Source organism: Alloalcanivorax profundimaris (assembly GCF_015265435.1).
In the GTDB taxonomy this organism is placed as follows: domain Bacteria; phylum Pseudomonadota; class Gammaproteobacteria; order Pseudomonadales; family Alcanivoracaceae; genus Alloalcanivorax; species Alloalcanivorax profundimaris.
Map to the genome: position 1 here is coordinate 1 of NZ_JABJWH010000005.1, position 18165 is coordinate 18165.

16 protein-coding genes are annotated in these 18165 nt (G+C 67.3%); 8 read left to right on the plus strand and 8 right to left on the minus strand.

What is annotated here, in order from left to right; all coding sequences use genetic code 11:
- Positions 1-100: 100 nt before the first annotated feature.
- The 3 genes from HMJ39_RS01460 to HMJ39_RS01470 are packed head-to-tail and all read left to right on the plus strand — an operon-like array spanning position 101 to position 2088.
- Positions 101-535, plus strand: a complete 435-nt coding sequence (locus tag HMJ39_RS01460; protein WP_194296005.1) for an acyl-CoA thioesterase — start codon at positions 101-103, stop codon at positions 533-535.
- A gap of 12 nt (positions 536-547) precedes the next feature.
- Positions 548-1345 carry an undecaprenyl-diphosphate phosphatase gene (locus HMJ39_RS01465; protein ID WP_194296006.1) on the plus strand — a complete coding sequence of 266 codons (798 nt, stop codon included), beginning with the start codon at positions 548-550 and terminating at the stop codon, positions 1343-1345.
- Positions 1342-2088, plus strand: coding sequence for a class I SAM-dependent methyltransferase (locus HMJ39_RS01470; protein ID WP_194296007.1), 747 nt, complete (start codon positions 1342-1344; stop codon positions 2086-2088). The genes HMJ39_RS01465 and HMJ39_RS01470 overlap by 4 nt, the downstream gene beginning before the upstream one ends.
- 231 nt (positions 2089-2319) lie before the next feature.
- Here HMJ39_RS01470 and plsB read toward each other — a convergent pair whose 3' ends face one another.
- Positions 2320-4866, minus strand: coding sequence for a glycerol-3-phosphate 1-O-acyltransferase PlsB (gene plsB, locus HMJ39_RS01475; RefSeq protein ID WP_194296008.1), 2547 nt, complete (start codon positions 4864-4866; stop codon positions 2320-2322).
- Positions 4867-5023: 157 nt separating this feature from the next.
- On the opposite strand from plsB, the gene HMJ39_RS01480 reads away from it, so the two are divergent.
- Positions 5024-5893, plus strand: coding sequence for a Dyp-type peroxidase (locus tag HMJ39_RS01480; protein ID WP_194296009.1), 870 nt, complete (start codon positions 5024-5026; stop codon positions 5891-5893).
- Positions 5875-6834, plus strand: coding sequence for a DMT family transporter (locus tag HMJ39_RS01485; RefSeq protein ID WP_456061957.1), 960 nt, complete (start codon positions 5875-5877; stop codon positions 6832-6834). The genes HMJ39_RS01480 and HMJ39_RS01485 overlap by 19 nt, the downstream gene beginning before the upstream one ends.
- Before the next feature lie 28 nt (positions 6835-6862).
- Here the strand turns inward: HMJ39_RS01485 and HMJ39_RS01490 are convergent, their stop codons facing one another.
- Positions 6863-8449, minus strand: coding sequence for an aldehyde dehydrogenase family protein (locus tag HMJ39_RS01490; RefSeq protein WP_194296011.1), 1587 nt, complete (start codon positions 8447-8449; stop codon positions 6863-6865).
- Positions 8450-8627: 178 nt separating this feature from the next.
- On the opposite strand from HMJ39_RS01490, the gene HMJ39_RS01495 reads away from it, so the two are divergent.
- Complete coding sequence (locus tag HMJ39_RS01495) at positions 8628-8843, plus strand: hypothetical protein (protein WP_161383703.1); 216 nt, start codon at positions 8628-8630, stop codon at positions 8841-8843.
- 56 nt (positions 8844-8899) lie between these two features.
- On the opposite strand, the gene dapE is transcribed toward HMJ39_RS01495, so the two are convergent.
- Genes dapE through map form a run of 6 tightly spaced genes read right to left on the minus strand, consistent with a single transcriptional unit; the run spans position 8900 to position 16125 of the window.
- Entirely contained in the window at positions 8900-10027 is a 1128-nt protein-coding gene (gene dapE, locus HMJ39_RS01500) for a succinyl-diaminopimelate desuccinylase (RefSeq protein WP_194296012.1), read from the minus strand.
- Positions 10027-11061, minus strand: coding sequence for a 2,3,4,5-tetrahydropyridine-2,6-dicarboxylate N-succinyltransferase (gene dapD / locus HMJ39_RS01505; RefSeq protein ID WP_161383705.1), 1035 nt, complete (start codon positions 11059-11061; stop codon positions 10027-10029). Before dapD ends, dapE begins: the two co-directional genes overlap by 1 nt.
- A 1-nt stretch (position 11062) precedes the next feature.
- On the minus strand, positions 11063-11416 hold the full coding sequence (locus HMJ39_RS01510; RefSeq protein ID WP_194296013.1) for an ArsC family reductase: 354 nt from the start codon (positions 11414-11416) through the stop codon (positions 11063-11065).
- A 2-nt stretch (positions 11417-11418) separates the two neighbouring features.
- On the minus strand, positions 11419-12600 hold the full coding sequence (gene dapC / locus HMJ39_RS01515; RefSeq protein ID WP_194296014.1) for a succinyldiaminopimelate transaminase: 1182 nt from the start codon (positions 12598-12600) through the stop codon (positions 11419-11421).
- 18 nt (positions 12601-12618) lie between these two features.
- Positions 12619-15327, minus strand: a complete 2709-nt coding sequence (locus tag HMJ39_RS01520; protein ID WP_194296015.1) for a [protein-PII] uridylyltransferase — start codon at positions 15325-15327, stop codon at positions 12619-12621.
- Positions 15328-15348: 21 nt separating this feature from the next.
- On the minus strand, positions 15349-16125 hold the full coding sequence (gene map, locus HMJ39_RS01525) for a type I methionyl aminopeptidase (protein ID WP_194296016.1): 777 nt from the start codon (positions 16123-16125) through the stop codon (positions 15349-15351).
- A gap of 292 nt (positions 16126-16417) precedes the next feature.
- Here map and rpsB point away from each other — a divergent pair, with 292 nt between their 5' ends.
- Together rpsB and tsf are read left to right on the plus strand one after the other, a co-directional pair.
- Entirely contained in the window at positions 16418-17185 is a 768-nt protein-coding gene (rpsB, locus tag HMJ39_RS01530) for a 30S ribosomal protein S2 (protein WP_194296209.1), read from the plus strand.
- A gap of 66 nt (positions 17186-17251) precedes the next feature.
- The gene (tsf, locus tag HMJ39_RS01535; protein ID WP_161383710.1) at positions 17252-18133 is read left to right on the plus strand and encodes a translation elongation factor Ts; all 882 of its coding nucleotides are present in this window, start codon (positions 17252-17254) and stop codon (positions 18131-18133) included.
- Positions 18134-18165 lie beyond the last annotated feature (32 nt).

The following is an 18165-nucleotide window of genomic DNA, read 5'->3' on the forward strand; positions in this document are numbered from 1 at the left end:
GTAGGATGATTTCGGCGCCGGATCGCGGCTGAAGCCGCTCCTACGGGCACCTTGTAGGAGCGGCTTCAGCCGCGATCGCGCCACGCCAAGGAGAAACGAAATGATCGAATGGGACCTGCCGGACGTCCACGAACTGGAAGTGGTGGTGGCGCCGGAATCCATCGACGTGCTGGGCCACGTCAACAACACCGAGTACCTGCGCTACATGGAAAGGATCGCCTGGCAGCACACCCAGGTGCTGGGGCTGGGCTGGGACGAATACCAGCGCCTCAACCGCTGCATGGTGGCCCGCCACACGGAGGTGGATTACCTGGCCCCGGCCTACGAGGGCGAGACCCTGCGGGTGGGCACCTGGATCGTGGAGAATGACCAGCGCATCACCATCACCCGCCGCTACCAGATCGTGCGCGAACGCGACGGCCTGACCCTGCTGCGCGGGCGCACCAAGTGGGTGTGCGTGGCCCTGGATTCCGGCAAGCCGCGCCGCATGCCGCCGGAATTCCTCAGCGGCTATCAGGTCACCGCCCACGAATAAGGACTTCATGGAATGGACAATATTCAGGCGCTGATCCTGGCGCTGATTCAGGGACTGACGGAATTCCTGCCGATCTCCAGCTCCGCCCATCTGATTCTGCCGTCCCAGGTGCTGGGCTGGCCGGACCAGGGCCTGGCGTTCGACGTGGCGGTGCATCTGGGCACCCTGCTGGCGGTGGTGGTCTACTACCGCCGGGATCTGTGGGGCATGACCCGGGGCGCCGGCCAGGGCCTGGTGGAACGGCGCATGAACCCGGACCTGCGCCTGGGCCTGCTGGTGGTGCTGGCCACCATTCCGGCGGTGGCGGCGGGCTTCCTGCTCAAGGATCTGATCGAGAACGAGCTGCGCTCGGCGGCGGTGATCGCCACCACCACGGTGGTGTTCGGCGTCGCCCTGTGGCTGGCGGACGTGCTCGGCGCCCGCCGCCGGGGCGTGGACCAGGTGGGCGTGGGCAGCGCCCTGCTGATCGGCCTGGCCCAGGCGGTGGCGCTGATTCCCGGCACCTCGCGCAGCGGCATCACCATCACCGCGGCCCTGGCGCTGGGCTTCCGCCGCGAGGACGCGGCGCGCTTTTCGTTCCTGATGTCGGTGCCGGTGATCCTGGGCGCCGGCCTGCTCAAGACCAAGGACCTGATCGACAGCCAGCAGGCGGTGGATTGGGCCCACATGGCCCTGGGCGTGGCGGCGAGCGCGATCACCGCCTACCTGACCATCGTGTTCTTCCTGCGCCTGCTGGACCGGCTCGGCATGCTGCCGTTCATGGTCTACCGCCTGCTGCTGGGCGCCATTCTGTTTATCTGGTTCGTATGAGCGTGGCGGTGGGTTGCCTGCCCGGCGCCCCGGCGGTGGCCGGCGGCGAACCGGTGGCCACGGCGGACGAGGCCCGGGAGCGGGGCTTCGCCCTGGTGCTGGGCCCCGCCGGCGAGGACGGCGCCTTGTCCCTGTGGGACCCGGCGGCCCGGGCCACGCCCCTGAAAGTGGATTTTCTCGGCGGCCGCCAGGGCTACCGGCTGGCCGCCGAGCGCGCCCGCCACGAGCGCCTGATCAAGGCCCTGGGCAAGCCCCGGGACGGTATTGACCGGGTGCTGGATCTGACCGCCGGCCTGGGCCGCGACGCCGCCCTGATGGCCGCCGCCGGCTTTGCGGTGACCCTGATGGAGCGCCAGCCGGTGCTGCACGCGCTGCTGGCGGACGGCCTGGCCCGGGCCGCCGGCACCGACCTGGCGGCGCGCCTGACCCTGCTGCCCGCCGGCGAGGCCAGCCAGGCGGCCTTACCCGCCGGGCCCTGGCACGCGGTGTATCTGGATCCCATGTTCCCGACGCGGGCCAAGAGCGCCGCCGTGAAGCAGGACCTGCAGTGGCTGCAGACGCTGTGCGCTTATCCGGACGCGGAGGAAGAGGCGGCGCTGCTGGCCCTGGCTCGGGCCCAGGACGCCCGCCGGGTGGTGGTGAAGCGCCCCCGCAAGGCACCGCCCCTGGCCGGCGTGGCGCCGCACCACGGCCACGAGGGCAAGACCGTACGCTTCGATGTTTATATGCCGTTGTCGCCGTAGAGGCCGATCGCGACTGAAGTCGCTCCTACCGCCTCCATCCAACCCCGGCGCTGCTCATTTGCGGTAGGAGCGACTGGGCGGCATTCCGCTTCAGTCGCGATCCGCCCGGCGGCACTGACCGCGGACCGGCAGGCCTTGCGAACCCGCAGCGCCCGCCCTGCGTTTCTGCAACGGTGTTTTGAAGTTAGCTATTAACTATTCACTGTTAACTGTTCACTAAGGCGCGGCGGCCTATTTGCCCGCCTCAGTGCCTTTCGCCGGGTTGGCGTCCGCGGATTGTTCCTCTTCGGCGGTGCGGGCCAGGGCTTCCTCCAGCTGTGGCACCCGGGTGACGCGCTGGATCGCCTGGCTGATGTCCGGGCTGAGAATGCGCCGCGCCTCGTCGTCCAGGGCGCGCAGGTTGTCGCCGAAGTGCAGCTGGTCGTCGTCGTCCAGCCACACCAGCTCGGTGTCCAGCAGCTGGCGAATGAAGTTGCGCAGCACCACCTTGTCGAAGAACTCCGGTGAATTGAACTCGTAGAGCAGCGACAGCCGCTGGGCGGTGTGGTGGGCCAGGTCGCCGAGCTGGTCGGCGGTGAGCCGGCCGTCGCCGTACTGCACCAGCAGGCGGATGGTCAGGTAGTAGCGCTCCAGGGAGGGCATTACCGTCTGCCCCAGATGGGCGAGCATGTCCGAGGCGTGGGTGTGGATGGCGGCGCCGTGCAGGCAGTCGCCTTCCCGGTTCACCAGGCCGTGTTCCTCCAGCACCGTGGCGATGCGCTCCACCGCCGCGGTCAGGTCCTGGTCCTCGCGCCAGTGCAGGAAGTACTCGTTGCGGAAGAACGGGTAGAGCAGGGCGATCATGCTCTGCAGCACGTCCAGGCTGATGCTGCGGGCGTTGAGGAACAGCGAGCAGATCAGCCCGGGCAGGATGAACAGGTGCAGGCTGTTGTTGCGCACATAGGCCATCTGCAGGGCGGTCTTGGGGTCGGTGGTGACCACGTCGCCCAGCGGGTGGGCCACGCGGATCAGGAACTCGTGCTCCAGCCCGTATTCAATGATGGTCTCGGCGTCGGTCTCCGCCAGCCGGGCGGTGTCGCTGTAGGGCGCCTCGCCGAGCAGGGTGATGTAGAGCTGCAGCTGCTGGCGCAGCTGCTGCAGGTCCATGGTGTGCTTGGGCGTGGCCAGCAACGCCAGGCTGATCAGGTTCACCGGGTTGGCCACGGCGGCGGCGTTGATGCCGGTGACCACGTCGCGGCCCAGGTCGTTCACGGTGTGCTTGAACCAGTCCGGCGTGTCGTTGATGGCCAGCTCCTCGTTGCGCCAGCCCTCCCGGTGATCGTCCAGGTAGTCCACCAGCTTGATCGGTTCGCCGAAGTTCACGTGCACCTGGCCGAAGTGGCTGCGCAGCACCTTCAGGGATTTGACCAGACGGAAGATCGATTCCTTCTTCTTCTTGCCGCCGCCCAGCTCGCCCATGTAGGTGCCCGCCTCGATCACCTTCTCGTAGCCGATGTACACCGGCACGAAGGCGATCGGCTTGCGCGCGTCGCGCAGGAAACTGCGCACGGTCATCGCCAGCATGCCGGTGCGCGGCTGCAACATGCGCCCGGAGCGGCTGCGGCCCCCTTCCACGAAGTACTCGATGGAGAAGCCCCGGGTGGTGATGCTGTGCAGGTATTCGTAGAACACCGCCGCGTAGAGCGGGTTGTCGCGGAAGCTGCGGCGCATGAAGAAGGCGCCGCCCCGGCGCAGGATGGTGCCCACCACCGGCAGGTTCAGGTTGATGCCGGCGGCGATGTGCGGCGGCACCAGGCCGTTGCGGTAGACCACGAAACTGAGCAGCAGATAATCGATGTGGCTGCGGTGGCAGGGCACGTAGATCACTTCGTGGTCCCGGGCCACCTGGGTCAGGTGATCCAGGTTGTACAGGCGGATGCCGTCGTAAAGCCGGTTCCACAGCCAGTTCAGGAACAGCTCCAGGGAACGGATCACGGTGTGCGAATAGTCCGCGGCGATCTCCAGGGCATAGCCCCGGGCGCGGGCCATCACCTTGTCCTCGCTCTCGTTGTTCTCGGCGGCGGCCTCGGCGATCGCCTCGCGCACCGACGGTGCCTCCATGATGGCGTAGCTCAGGGTGCGGCGGTGGGACAGGTCCGGGCCGATGGCCGCTTCCTGCTGGCGGCGGAAATGCACGCGCAGAATGCGCGAGGTCTTGCGCACCACCTGGTCGTCGGAGCGGCACTGCTCCATCACCTGGCGCAGGGACACCGGCGAACTGAACTGCACGTACAGGTCGCGGCCCTGGGTCAGGATGATCAGGAATTTCTTGATCAGGCCCGGCGGCGACCAGTTGTTGGAGAAGATGATCCGCCACAGGGAGCTTTCCTTCTCCGGCTGGCGGCCCCAGAACACCGACACCGGCACCAGCTGCACGTCCAGATCCGGATTCTGCTTGAGCCCGGCCACCAGCCGCTGAAGCCGCGCCGGGGTGATCGCCCGGCGCTGTCGCGCCACCGACATCTCGCGCTTGTAAACGTGGAAATAGCTGCGCGACAGATGCTGCTTGCCCAGCGTCAGCGACGCCTTGGGCGCGCTCAGGCCCAGCCGCCGGGCCGCCTGGTCCGCCACCGCGGCGTCCGCCACGGAACGGTCGCGCAGCACGTACACCACGGGTTTGTTGGGATCCAGCTGCAGTTCCTCCGGGTCGCCGGGCAGTGCCCGGATCCGGGTGCACAGGCGCATGAACGCGCGGATCAGCAGGAAGAAGAGTCGGTCCAGTCCTAACCAGGGCGTCATAGGGGCCAAAATCGTGGCGAATGGACCGCCGATTCTACCTAAGGAGGGCGGTCTCGCGCACCACCGTATGTCGTACTGGCGCGCGGCTGGCACGGCGCCGGAGCCCGGTCTAGAATTCCGGCCTCAACGATTCAATACAGAACAAGGGGGAAGCCAGGTGTCAGAGCATCAGGCGGGGATTTTCGACCGCAGCTACACCCAGCATTTGTTTCTCGAGTACGCCCTCGGCGGCGGCCACGACAAGAATCGCATCCGCCGGGCCCTGCGCCAGGCCCTGGCCCTGGCCGGCGAGCGCACGCCGGTGCTGGTGGCCTTCGGCCCCGGGCTCTGGTCGCGCCTGTCCTCGGACTTTGATTTCCCCGCCTTCTACCTGGAGGGCCAGGTGCCCGCCACCCAGGGCGACCTGTTCGTCTGGGTGCAGGCGGACAACCGCAGCGACCTGTTCGACACCGGCCTGGCGGTGCACCGCCAACTGCGCGATGAACTGGCCCTGCAACTGGAGGTGGAAGCCTTCGTCTACCACGACCTGCGCGACCTGAGCGGCTTCGTCGATGGCATCGGCAACCCGGAAGGGGAGGCCGCCCGCCAGGCCGCCATCATCCCCGACCCCCATCCCGCCGCCGGCGGCAGCTGGGTGCTCAGCCAGAAATGGGTGCACGCCGGCCTGGAGGCTTTCCACGAAATGCCGGTGGCCGACCAGGAAAACGTGTTCGGCCGCACCAAGGCCGACGCCGTGGAATTCGACGACGAACGCATGCCGGACAACGCCCACGTGGGCCGCACCGACGTGGACCGCGACGGCGTGCCGCAGAAAATCTGGCGCCGCTCCGTGCCCTACGGCTCCACCACCGAGCACGGCCTGTATTTCCTCGCCTTCAGCTGCGAACTGGACCGCTTCGATTACCTGCTGCGGCGCATGTACGGCCTCACCGAGGACGGCGTCCGCGACCGCATGCTGGACTTCACCCACCCGGTGACCAGCTCCTGGTGGTACGCCCCCACCCGGGAGTGGCTGGCGGCGCTTTGAATTATCGGACGCGGCCGCCGACCTCCCCGCCACCGGCGTCGACCACTGCGCCTTCGGCGCCGCCGGGTCTGCCCGCCACGGCGCTCGCCCGCCGCCCGCCCAGGCCCTGGCTGGGCATCGCCCTGATGGCCGCTGGCGTCATGACCCTGCCGCTCATGGATGGCCTGGCCAAGTCCCTCAGCGAGCAGTACCACGTGGTCCAGGTCACCTGGGCCCGCTACCTGTTCCACTTCCTGCTGCTCGGCGCGCTGCTGCTCTGGCGCCTGCGCCCCCGGGACCTGATCCCCCGCCACCTGGGCATGCAAACCCTGCGCAGCGCCTGCCTGCTGCTCACCACCCTGGGCTACTTTGGCGCCCTGGCGTACCTGCCCATGGCCAACGCCCTGGCCCTGGTCTTCATCGGCCCCCTCGCCAGCACCGCCCTGGCGCCGCTGATCCTCGGCGAAAGCGCCGGCCCGCGCCGCTGGGTCGCCGTGGCGATCGGCTTCGCCGGCACCCTGGTGGTGATCCGCCCCGGCGTCGGCGCCTTCCACTGGGCCAGCCTGCTGGCCCTCGGCGCCGGCCTCAGCTACGCCTTCTACCAACTCACCACCCGCCGCCTCGCCGGCAGCGGCCGCCCCTCGGTAACCCTGTTCTACACCGCCGTGTTCGGCCTCGCCGTGCTCAGCCTGATCGTCCCCGCCACCTGGCGCGCCCCGGACCCCGCCGGCTGGGCCCTGATGCTGCTCATGGGCGCCATTGGCGCCTGCGCCCACTTCCTCATCATCCGTGCCTTCGAATACGCCGCCGCCCCCATTCTCGCCCCGGTGAGCTACATGGAAATGGTCTCCGCGGTCCTCATCGGCTGGCTCATCTTCGGCGACTTCCCCGACCCCTGGACCTGGCTCGGCATCGGCCTGATCACCGGCAGCGGCCTGCTGATTCTGGTTTGGGATCGGTAGGGGCGGGCTCGTTCAGGCTGGCGGGACCCTAATCCACCTTCCATTTGCTGAACATCTTGCGGAGCAGGAAGGGCGTCAGCTTGAGGCTGGCGCCGAGCCATTTCAGGGGGCCGCGGGGGAAGGCGAAGTGCAGGGCGTTGAGCAGGCCCCGGTAGGTGGCCTGGTCGAAGGGGTACCACCAGAGGTTGCGTTTGGCGGGGAGCCGGTCCCAGTTGATGACCTTGGCGTTGGTCATTTCCAGCAGGCCTTCCGGGCCGTGGGTGCGGCCGATGCCGGATTCCTTCCAGCCGCCCCAGGGGGCTTCGGAGAGGCCGTGGGTGTAGAGGTGGTCGTTGAGGGTGGTGACGCCGGTTTCCAGGCGGGCGGCGAGGGCGCGGCCTTTGCGGGTGTCGCGGGTCCAGATCGAGGAGGTGAGCGCCAGGTTGGAGGCGTTGGCGCGGGCGATGGCCTGTTCCGCGTCGGTGACCCTTTCCACGGCGACGATGGGGCCGAAGGTTTCCTCGCACACGGTGAGCATGGTGTCGTTGACGCCGGTGAGCAGGGTGGCGGGGAAGAAGTAGCCGTGTTCCACGTCGCCCACCGGTTGCGATTGGGCTTCGATGCGCGCGCCCTTGGCGAGGGCGTCTTCCAGGTGTTGTTGCACGGTGCGCAGCTGGCCTTCGGTGGTGAGGCTGCCGATGTCCACGGTGACGCCGTCGCGCTGGCCGGGGCCGTGGCGCAGGGCGCGGGTTTTCTTGGCGAGCAGGGCGACGAAGTCGTCGTAGGCGCTGTCTTCCACGTAGATGCGTTCCACGCCGCCGCAGCTTTGCCCGGCGTTCTGGTAGCCGGCCCAGGCGGCGCCGTTGGTGGCGCGCTCCAGGTCGGCGTCGGCGAGCACGATCATGGGATCGTTGCCGCCCAGTTCCAGGGACACCGGGGTGAGGGTTTGCGCGGCCTGGGCCATGAGGGTTTTGCCGGCGGGCACGCTGCCGGTGAAGAACAGCTTGTCGATGCCGTTCTCGAAGAAGGCGGTGGCCACTTGCGAGCCGGAGCCGACGATGTGCTGGAACAGGCCCTCGGGCAGCTCGCCGGCGTCGACGATGCGTTCGATGGCGCGGCCCACGGCGGGGGTGGCGGCGGCCACCTTGAGCAGCACGGCGTTGCCGGCCATCAGGCCCATGACGATTTCGCCGAAGGGGATGGAGAGCGGGTAGTTCCAGGGGCTGATGATGCCCACCACGCCCAGGGGCAGGTGTTCCACCGTGGTGCTTTTGTTGGCGAACAGCAGGTGGCCGCCGGGGCGCCGTTGGCGGGCCAGCACCTTGCCGGCGTGTTTGCCGTACCAGTTGCAGGCGAGGGCGCAGGGCAGTACTTCCGTGGCCAGGGCGTCGACCCGGGTTTTGCCGTTGCTGTCGCTGACGATGGTGGCCAGGTCGTCGGCGCGGTCGACGATGTAGTCGCGCATCAGGCGCAGGTGGCGGGCCCGTTCCTTGAAGCTCTTGGCGGCCCAGCGGCGTTGGGCGGCGCGGGCCTTGGCGAGGCGGGCGGGCAGAGTGGCCAGGTCGGTGTGGTTGAGTTCGGCCACGGCGGCACCGGTGGCCGGGTTGTAGTCGGTGAGGGTCTGTTCGGCGGTCATGGAACACTCCCGTTGGCGGAGGGCGGCAAAGGCGCCAGCAGAGCATAACGCCGGGCGCTCTGGAATGGCGAGCCGGCGGCGGGCGGCGGCGCCGGCGTCAAAGGCGCCGGGGGCGGCTGGCGCGGGGTGCGCGGGCTTGCGATACTCGCGGCATCGAAGGAAGAGGACGACGAAGCCGATGGTTGAAGAGTACAACTACGTTCAGTGGGCGCCGCTGGCCGGGACCTGGATTCTGGTGTGCACCCTGTTGAGTTTTTTGATCGCACGGCACAAGGGGATGAAGCCTTTGGTGCCCACCGTGGCCGGGTTCGTGGCGGCGTTTATTCCGATCGTGGGGCTGATTTATCTGTTTGTGCTGGGGATGCGGGAGACGCCGGGGCGCGGTAAAGGATGAGGTGCCGGTAGAGGGTATCGCGACTGGGCGGCACTGCGCTTCAGCCGCGATCGTCGTCAGGTGAGCAGGTTCTCGAGGACGCGCCGGTAGACGTTGGTGAGAGCGTCCAGTTCGGCGATGTCGGTGTGCTCGTCCACTTTGTGGATGGTGGCGTTGACCGGCCCCAGCTCCACCACCTGGGCGCCGGTGGGGGCGATGAAGCGGCCGTCGCTGGTGCCGCCGGCGGTGGACAGTTCGGTGTCCCGGCCCAGGCCGTCGCGGATCGCCGCCACGGTGGCGTCCACCAGGGCGCCCCGGTCGGTGAGGAAGGGCTGGCCGGAGAGCTTCCACTGGATTTCGTAATCCAGGCCGTGCTTGTCCAGGATCGCCTCGGTGCGCCGGCGCAGTTCGTCCTCGGTGAGCTCCGTGGAGAAGCGGAAGTTGAACACCACTTCGCAGGTGCCGGGGATCACGTTGGTGGCGCCGGTGCCGGCGTTGAGGTTGGAGATCTGGAAACTGGTGGCCGGGAAGAAGTCGTTGCCCTGGTCCCACTCGGTGGCGGCCAGCTCCGCCAGGGCGGGGGCGGCGTCGTGCACCGGGTTGCGGGCCAGGTGCGGGTAGGCTACGTGGCCCTGCACGCCTTTCACGGTGAGCACGGCGCCCAGGGAGCCGCGCCGGCCGTTCTTGATCACGTCGCCCACGGTGTCGGTGGAGGAGGGCTCGCCCACCAGGCAGTAGTCGATGGCTTCGTCCCGCGCCTGCAGGGTTTCCACCACCTTGACGGTGCCGTTCACCGAGGGGCCTTCCTCGTCGGCGGTGATCAGGAAGCCGATGCTGCCGGCGTGGTCCGGATGGGCCGCCACGAACTCCTCCACCGCCACCAGCATGGCGGCGATGGAGCCTTTCATGTCGGCGGCGCCGCGGCCGTAGAGCAGGCCGTCGTGCTCGGTGGGCTGGAAGGGGGCGAAGCGCCAGGCGCTGGTGTCACCGGTGGGCACCACGTCGGTGTGGCCGGCGAACACGAACAGCGGGCCGGCGTCGCCGCGCCGGGCCCAGAGATTACGCACTTCCTCGAACCACAGCGTCTCGCACCGGAAACCCAGGGCTTCCAGTTTTTCCATCATCCAGTCCTGACAGCCTTCGTCCTCGGGGGTGACCGAGGGGCGGCGGATCAGTTCCTTGGCGTAATCCAGCGTTTTGCTCATCAGTTGTGCTTGTGCAGCTCTTCGTTGAGGGCGATGGCGCTCTTGTTGGTCTGGCACTGCACGGCGCCGTTCACCGAGTTGCGGCGGAACAGCAGGTCGGACTGGCCGGCCAGGTCGCGGGCCTTGACGGTGTCGGCCACCTTGCCGTCCTCGTCGAGCACTTCCACCTTGGTGCCGGCGGTGATGTAGAGGCCGGCTTCGATGGTGCAGCGGTCGCCGAGCGGAATGCCGGTGCCGGCGTTGGCGCCGAGCAGGCAGTTCTCGCCCAGGGAGATGATGATGTTGCCGCCGCCGGACAGGGTGCCCATGGTGGAGGAGCTGCCGCCCAGGTCGGAGCCCTTGCCCACGAACACGCCGGCGGAGATGCGGCCCTCGATCATGCCCGGGCCTTCGGTGCCGGCATTGAAGTTGATGAAGCCTTCGTGCATGACGGTGGTGCCTTCACCCACGTAGGCGCCCAGGCGGATGCGCGCGGTGTCGGCGATGCGCACGCCGGCGGGCACCACGTAGTCGGTCATCTTGGGGAACTTGTCGACGCTGTTCACTTCCAGCAGGCCGCCGTTGAGGCGCGCCAGCAGCTGCCGCTCGGGCAGTTCGTTCAGGTCGATGGCGCCTTCGTTGGTCCAGGCCACGTTGGGCAGCAGCGGGAAGATGCCGCTGAGCACCACGCCGTGGGGTTTGACCAGACGGTGGGAGAGCAGGTGCAGCTTGAGGTAGGCCTCCGGGGTGGAGGCGGGCTCGGCGTCGGTTTCCAGGATGGTGAGCACCACCGGGCGGTCGCTTTCCTGGAACGCCACGGCGTAGCTGGCTTCGTGCTCGAAGCCGGCCTCGCGCCATTCCCGGGCGAGGTGCTGGATCTGCCGGTGGGTGAGCTCCAGGGCCGCGTTGCCGCCTTCGTAGCCCACTTCCTCGCGGACCACCTCCACCAGTTTCGGGTCCGGTTTGAGGTAGGGGTCCGGGTAAAACACTTCCAGCCAGTTCTCGTCGCGGTTTTTGCTGCCGCAACCCAGGGCCATCGCGAAAATCGTGCTCATGTCATTCTCCCTGAATCAGTGCCTTCCACTCGTCGGCGTTGAAGCCGGCGCGCAGATGTTTTTCGGTTTGCAGGATCGGTCGCTTGATCAGCGACGGGTTGGCCAGGGCCTGTTCGGCGGCGCTGTCGGTGTCCATGTTCTCGCGCACCTCGGGGTCGAGCTTGCGCCAGGTGGTGCCGCGCCGGTTGATCACCGTGTCCCAGCCCAGTTCCGCCATCCATTGACGCAGATGGTCCTCGGGCACGCCGTCCTTGCGATAGTCGTGGAAATGATAATCCACGCCCTGTTCGTCCAGCCACTTCATGGCCTTCTTCATGGTATCGCAGTTCTTGATGCCGTAGATGGTGGTCGCCATGGTTACAACCTTTCAATCAGGGCGCGGATGCGGCGCGCGCCCTCGATGCATTGGTCCAGTTCCGCCACCAGGGCCAGGCGCACCCGGTTCTTGCCCGGGTTGCGACCGTCCACGGCGCGCGACAGATAGCGGCCGGGCAGCACGGTGACGTTTTCCTCGGCCTTGAGCCGGCGGGCGAAGGTTTCGTCGTCCACCGGCGTCTTGGGCCACAGATAGAAGCCCGCGTCCGGGGCGGATACCTTAAGTGGCTCGCCGAGAATGTCCAGCACCGCGTCGAACTTGGCGTTGTAGAAATCGCGGTTGTCCTGAACGTGGGCTTCGTCGTTCCAGGCGGCGACGCTGGCCAGCTGGTGGTGCACGGGCATGGCGCAGCCGTGGTAGGTGCGGTAGCGCAGGAAGCGCGCCAGGATGTCGGCGTCGCCGGCGACGAAGCCGGAGCGCAGCCCGGGCAGGTTGGAGCGCTTGGACAGCGAGTGGAACACCACGCAGCGGCGGTAGTCGTGGCGGCCCAGTTCGGCGCAGGCCTGCAGCAGCCCCGGTGGCGCCTGGTCCCGGTAGATTTCGGAGTAGCACTCGTCGGAGGCGATCACGAAGTCGTATTTGTCGGCGAGCTGGATCAGCGCCTTGAGCTGCGCCTTGGTGAGCACGGCGCCGGTGGGGTTGCCCGGCGTGCAGATGAACAGCAGTTGGGTGCGCCGCCAGACGTCCTCGTCCACGGCGTCGAAGTCCGGCTGCAGGCCGCTGGCCTGGGTGCAGGGCAGATAGACCGGCTCGCCGCCACCGAGCAGAGCGGCCCCTTCGTAGATCTGGTAGAAGGGGTTGGGCATCAGCACCAGCGGGTCGCGGCTGCGGTCGAGCAGGGCCTGGGCGAAGGCGAACAGGGCCTCCCGGGTGCCGTTCACCGGCAGTACCTGGTGGTCGGCGTCCACGCTCTCCAGCTTGAAGCGCCGGGTCAGCCAGCCGGCGATGGCCTGGCGCAGCTCCGGCAGGCCGGCGGTGGCCGGGTATTTGGCGAGCAGGGCGGTATTGTCGCGCAGGGCCTGCTGCACGAACGCCGGCGAGGGGTGCTGCGGCTCGCCGATGGACAGGGCGATGGGCGGTTTGTCCGCCGGCGTGACGCCGGCGAACAGGGCGCCGAGTTTTTCAAACGGATACGGGTGCAGCCGTTCCAGATCGGGGTTCATGGTGTTCCTTGTCAGGGCCTAAATGGTGACGGACAGGGTGTCGTTCTTGCTGCGGTCGTCCAGCTCGCGGACCAGGGTGTCGCGCAGGCGCTCGCACAGTTCCGGGTCGGACACCGGCTGGCCGTCCAGGTCGGTGATGAAGAACACGTCCTCGGCTTTCTCGCCCAGGGTGGCGATGCGGGCGTTCTGCACCAGCAGCTCGAATTGCACGAAGATGCGGCCGATGTGCGCCAGCAGGCCGGGGCGGTCCAGGGTCTGCACGTCCACCACGGTGCGGTCGTTGACGATGTCGTTGCTGATGGTGACCTGGGTGGGCACGTCGAAGTGCTTGTTGCGCCGGGGCATGCGCCGGCTCACCGTGTTGCCGAAGTGCTCCGGCTCCTTGAGGGTCTCGGTGAGGGTCTTGCGGATGTGTTCGATGCGCGGCCAGTCGTCGCCGATCGGCGTGCCGTTCTCGTCGAGCACGATGTAGGTGTCCAGGCTGAAGCCGTCGGCGCTGGTGATAATGCGCGCGTCCATGATGGTCAGGCCGAGGCTGTCGATGGCGTTCACGGTGGCGGCGAACAGATTGCGGGTGTCCGGCGTGTAAATGAAGATCTGCGAGCCGCCTTCCAGGTTGCCCGGGCTGGTTTCCGATTCGCGGATCAGCACCAGCGGGTCCTGGTCGTTGGTGCGCTCCAGCAGCGCCTCGGTGTGCCAGGCGATGTCCCAGGGGGTTTCGCGCAGGAAGTACTCGTCGCCGATGTTGGCCCACAGGGCTTCGATGGCTTTCACGTCGTGGTCGCGCTCGGCGAGCAGCTTGAGGGCCTCGTCCCGGGTCTCGTCGATCCAGTCCTGCTTGTCCTGGGGGTTGTTGAGCCCGCGGCGCAGGGCGCGCTTGGTTTCCATGTACAGCTGGCGCAGCAGGGAGGCGCGCCAGGAGTTCCACAGCGCCGGGTTGGTGGCGTTGATGTCCGCCACAGTGAGCACGTAGAGGTAGTCCAGGTGCACCAGGTCGCCCACGGTGCGGGCGAATTCATGCACCACGTCCGGGTCGGAGATGTCCTTGCGCTGGGCGGTGACGCTCATGGTCAGGTGGTTGCGCACCAGCCAGGCGCACAGCTTGGCGTCCCAGTTGGTCAGGCCGTGGCGCTGGCAGAAGGCGATGGCGTCGTCGGCGCCCAGCTCGGAGTGGTCGCCGCCGCGGCCCTTGGCGATGTCGTGGTAGAGGCCGGCCACGTACAGCAGCTCCGGCTTGGGCAGGCGGTAGTACACCTCGCAGGCCACCGGAAACTCATCGCGCATGTTTTCGTAGCGCAGCCGGCGCATGTTCTTGAGCACCAGCAGGGTGTGCGCGTCCACGGTGTAAATATGGAACAGGTCGTACTGCATCATGCCGATGATGCGGCCGAACTCGGGCAGGTACTTGCCGAGGATGCCGTAGCGCTTCATGCGGCGCAGCTGGGTGAACAGCGCGTGCGGGCTGCGCAGCAGCTGCATGAACAGGCCGGTGTTGGCCGGGTCGTTGCGGAAGTCGTCGTCGATCAGCCGCCGGCAGTGGATCAGCTCGCGCACGGTGGCGGCGCGGATGCCCTTCAGATCCGGGTTCTGGGCCATCAGCACGAAGGCTTCCAGCAGCGCCGAGGGGTGCTCGCGGAAGGTGTCCGGGGCGCCCATTTCCAGGTAGTTATTGCGCACCTGGAAGCGGCGGTTGAGCGGACGCACCTGTTCCGGCTCGCCGGCGCGCAGGATCGCCTCGTCGAACAGCTGCAGCAGCATGTCGTTGAGTACCGACAGGGCCAGCGCCGCCCGGTAGAACTCCTTCATGAACAGTTCCACCGCCAGGTTGGCGTTGGAATCCCGGTGGCCGAGGCGCTCCGCCAGTTGCCGCTGATGATCGAACAGCAGCCGGTTCTCGTTGCGGCCGGTGAGCGAATGGAGCTGCCAGCGTACCCGCCACAGATAGTCCAGGCAGCGGGTCACGGCGTCGAACTCGACGCGGGTGATGAAGCCGGCTTCCACCAGCGCCTCCAGGCTGTCGCCGCCGAAGTGGCGCTTGGCCACCCAGGCGATCATCTGCACGTCGCGCAGGCCGCCGGGGGCGTTCTTGATGTCCGGTTCGAGATTGTATTCGGTGTCGTTGAACTTGCGGTGGCGGGCGGTCTGTTCTTCCCACTTGGCGGCGAAGAAACGGTCCGTGGGCCACATGCGGTCCGGGCCGGTGCGCACCGCCAGGTCCTCGCGGACCCGGTCGTCGCCGGCCAGGGTGCGCGCTTCCATGATGTTGGTGGCCACGGTGATGTCCTGGCCGGCCAGGTTCTCGCATTCGTCCAGGGTGCGCACGCTGTGGCCGATTTCCAGGCCGATGTCCCACAGAAAGGCGACGAAGCCTTCCAGGGCGGAGCAGGCGTCCTGGGCCGGGGTGTCGCGGAACAGCACCATCAGGTCCACGTCGGAGTGCGGGTGCAGCTCGCCGCGGCCGTAGCCGCCCACCGCCACCAGGGCCACGTCCGCGAAGTCATCCAGGCCGAACAGGGACCAGGCCGCCACCAGCACCCGGTCCACCAGATCGGCGCGGCCATGCACCAGGGCCTCGATGGGCACCCGGTCGAAGGCCTGGTCCAGGCGCGCCTGGCCCTCCTCCAGGAAGTCGCGGGCGCGCTGGCCGGGCTGGTCGCTGTCGCGCAGGGCGGCGAGCAGCTGTTCGGGGCTGAGCGGGGGCGTCAAATCCTGGGGCGTCAAATCCATGGTGGCGGCGTCGCGTCCTTATCAGTAAAGGTCGGTTTCTTCCTGGCGGGCGGTGAGCACCTCGTAGCCATCGGCGGTGACCGCCAGGGTGTGCTCCCACTGGGCGGACAGCTTGCGGTCCTTGGTGACCACGGTCCAGCCGTCGGGCAGCACCTTGTTGGCGGCCTTGCCGGCGTTGATCATCGGCTCGATGGTGAACACCATGCCTTCCTGGAGTTCCAGGCCGGTGCCGGGCTTGCCGTAATGGAGCACCTGGGGCTCCTCGTGGAACACCTGGCCGATGCCGTGGCCGCAGTACTCGCGCACCACGGAGAAGCGCTCCGCCTCGGCGTGTTTCTGGATGGCGTGGCCGATGTCGCCCAGGCGCACGCCGGGCTTGACCATGCGGATGCCGGTGAGCATGCATTCCCGGGTGGTCTCCACCAGGCGCCGCGCCAGCACCGAGGGCTCGCCCACGTAGAACATCTTGCTGGTATCGCCGTGCCAGCCGTCCTTGATGACGGTGACGTCGATATTGATGATGTCGCCCTTCTTGAGGGCCTTCTTGTCGCTGGGAATACCGTGGCAGATCACATGGTTCACGGAGGTGCACACGGACTTGGGGAAGCCCCGGTAGCCCAGGCAGGCGGGAATCGCGTCCTGCTCGTTGACGATGTGGTCGTGGCAGAGCCGGTCCAGTTCCTCGGTGGTGACCCCGGGCCGCACGTGCTCGCCGATCATTTCCAACACCTCCGCCGCCAGGCGGCCGGCTTCACGCATCTTGGCGATGTCTTCCGGGGTTTTAATCGTGACATTCATGTTGATCAGGGAAACTCCAGCGTTTTCAGTGGCTTGGGTGGCCAGAAAGCGGGTGTCGGCCGGGGACTGTATACCGCTTTCTCGTTGCCCGTGACAGGCGGCTGTGGTATAAAGCGCGCGCTTTCGTCGCTCCCCGGTGGGCAGGCCCCGTGAAGCGGTGCGCCATTGTACCCGCTGGGGATCGGCGAAGGGAAATCACACACACGCTCCGTCACATGGCTCCGGGTGCCTTTTCTTCCCAGGAAGAAGGGTTGGGTCATGCGGGAGCGTGGAGGCCTAACCCAGGAGAGAAATCATGAGCGTCAACATGCGCGATATGCTGAAGGCCGGCGTGCACTTCGGCCACCAAACCCGTTACTGGAACCCGAAGATGAAACCCTACATCTTCGGCGCCCGGAACAAGATCCACATCATCAATCTGGAAACCACCCTGCCGCTGTTCACCGACGCCCTGTCGTTCCTGAACAAGCTGGCGGCCAGCAACAACAAGATCCTGTTCGTCGGCACCAAGCGCGCCGCGCAGAAGGCGATCCGCGAGGAAGCCAAGCGCTGCGGCATGCCCTACGTGGATCACCGCTGGCTGGGCGGCATGCTCACCAACTGGAAGACCATTCGCCAGTCCATCAAGCGTCTGCGTGATCTGGAAGCCCAGGAGCAGGACGGCACCCTGAACAAGCTGACCAAGAAAGAGCACCTGATGCGCCAGCGCGAGATGGACAAGCTGGAACGCTCCATCGGCGGTATCAAGGAAATGGGCGGCCTGCCCGACGCTCTGTTCGTGGTGGACGTGGACCACGAGGACATCGCTGTCCAGGAAGCCCGCAAGCTGGGTATCCCGGTGGTGGCCGTGGTGGACACCAACTCCAACCCGGACGACATCGACTACGTGATCCCGGGCAACGACGACGCCATTCGTGCCATCCAGCTGTACGTGAAGGCGGCCGCCGATACGATTCTGGAAGGCCGTGAATACGCCCAGACCCAGGGCGGTGGCGACAGCGAGTTCGTCGAGGTGGAAGGCGCCGAAGGCGAAGCCGCCAGCGAGCAAGCCGAAGGCTGATCACGCCGGGGCGGGCCGGGCCCGCCCCGAACGCATTCCCGAATTCAAAGTTTCAAGAGGTTAAGCATGGCTGCTGTAACTGCTGCAATGGTGAAAGAGCTGCGCGAGCGCACCGGGCTCGGCATGATGGAGTGCAAAAAAGCGCTGGTGGAAGCGGATGGCGACATCGAGAAAGCCATTGACGACCTGCGTAAGTCCGGCCAGGCGAAAGCCGCCAAGAAAGCCGGCCGCACCGCCGCCGAAGGTGCCGTGGTGGTGGCGTCCTCCGACGACAACAGCCGCGCGCTGATGGTGGAAATCAACTCCGAAACCGACTTCGTGGCCCGTGACGAGAACTTCCTGGGCTTCGCCAACAAGGTGGCCGGTGCCGCCCTGGACGCGGACGAAGTGGACGCCGCCAAGATCGCCGAGCTCAAGCTCGAGGACGGCGCCTCCGTGGAAGAGGCCCGCCAGGCGCTGGTGCAGAAAATCGGTGAGAACATCCAGGTGCGCCGCGCGGTGCGTCTGAACGTGGCCGATGGCCGCGTCGGTTCCTACGTGCACGGTGGCAAGATCGGCGTGCTGGTGGCCCTGTCCGGCGGCGACGCCGAGCTGGCCAAGGACGTGTCCATGCACGTGGCGGCCGTGGCGCCGATGGTGGTCAAGTCCGACCAGGTGCCCGAGGACGTGCTCGAGAAAGAGCGTGAAATCATCCGTGCCCAGCCGGACATGGAAGGCAAGCCGGCGGAAATCGTCGAGAAAATGCTCGGCGGCCGCATCAACAAGTTCCTCAAGGAAGTCAGCCTGAACGATCAGCCGTTCGTGAAGGACCCCAACACCACCGTGGGCAAGCTGGTGCAGGACGCCGGCGCCGAAGTGGTGGCCTTCGAGCGCCTGGTGGTCGGCGAGGGCATCGAGAAGGAAGAAGTGGACTTCGCCGCGGAAGTGATGGCACAGGCGAAGCAGTAGCCCGCTGGGCTTGGCTTTGTCGCGCTGCTGCG

Bases quoted from the DNA above. Each gene is read 5' to 3' on its own strand.
- HMJ39_RS01460 (WP_194296005.1), top strand. From the start codon at position 101: ATGATCGAATGGGACCTGCCGGACGTCCACGAACTGGAAGTGGTGGTG.
- plsB (WP_194296008.1), bottom strand. From the start codon at position 4,866: ATGACGCCCTGGTTAGGACTGGACCGACTCTTCTTCCTGCTGATCCGC.
- HMJ39_RS01465 (WP_194296006.1), top strand. From the start codon at position 548: ATGGACAATATTCAGGCGCTGATCCTGGCGCTGATTCAGGGACTGACG.
- dapD (WP_161383705.1), bottom strand. From the start codon at position 11,061: ATGAGCACGATTTTCGCGATGGCCCTGGGTTGCGGCAGCAAAAACCGC.
- HMJ39_RS01510 (WP_194296013.1), bottom strand. From the start codon at position 11,416: ATGGCGACCACCATCTACGGCATCAAGAACTGCGATACCATGAAGAAG.
- HMJ39_RS01490 (WP_194296011.1), bottom strand. From the start codon at position 8,449: ATGACCGCCGAACAGACCCTCACCGACTACAACCCGGCCACCGGTGCC.
- HMJ39_RS01495 (WP_161383703.1), top strand. From the start codon at position 8,628: ATGGTTGAAGAGTACAACTACGTTCAGTGGGCGCCGCTGGCCGGGACC.
- HMJ39_RS01470 (WP_194296007.1), top strand. From the start codon at position 1,342: ATGAGCGTGGCGGTGGGTTGCCTGCCCGGCGCCCCGGCGGTGGCCGGC.
- dapC (WP_194296014.1), bottom strand. From the start codon at position 12,600: ATGAACCCCGATCTGGAACGGCTGCACCCGTATCCGTTTGAAAAACTC.
- dapE (WP_194296012.1), bottom strand. From the start codon at position 10,027: ATGAGCAAAACGCTGGATTACGCCAAGGAACTGATCCGCCGCCCCTCG.
- tsf (WP_161383710.1), top strand. From the start codon at position 17,252: ATGGCTGCTGTAACTGCTGCAATGGTGAAAGAGCTGCGCGAGCGCACC.
- HMJ39_RS01520 (WP_194296015.1), bottom strand. From the start codon at position 15,327: ATGGATTTGACGCCCCAGGATTTGACGCCCCCGCTCAGCCCCGAACAG.
- map (WP_194296016.1), bottom strand. From the start codon at position 16,125: ATGAATGTCACGATTAAAACCCCGGAAGACATCGCCAAGATGCGTGAA.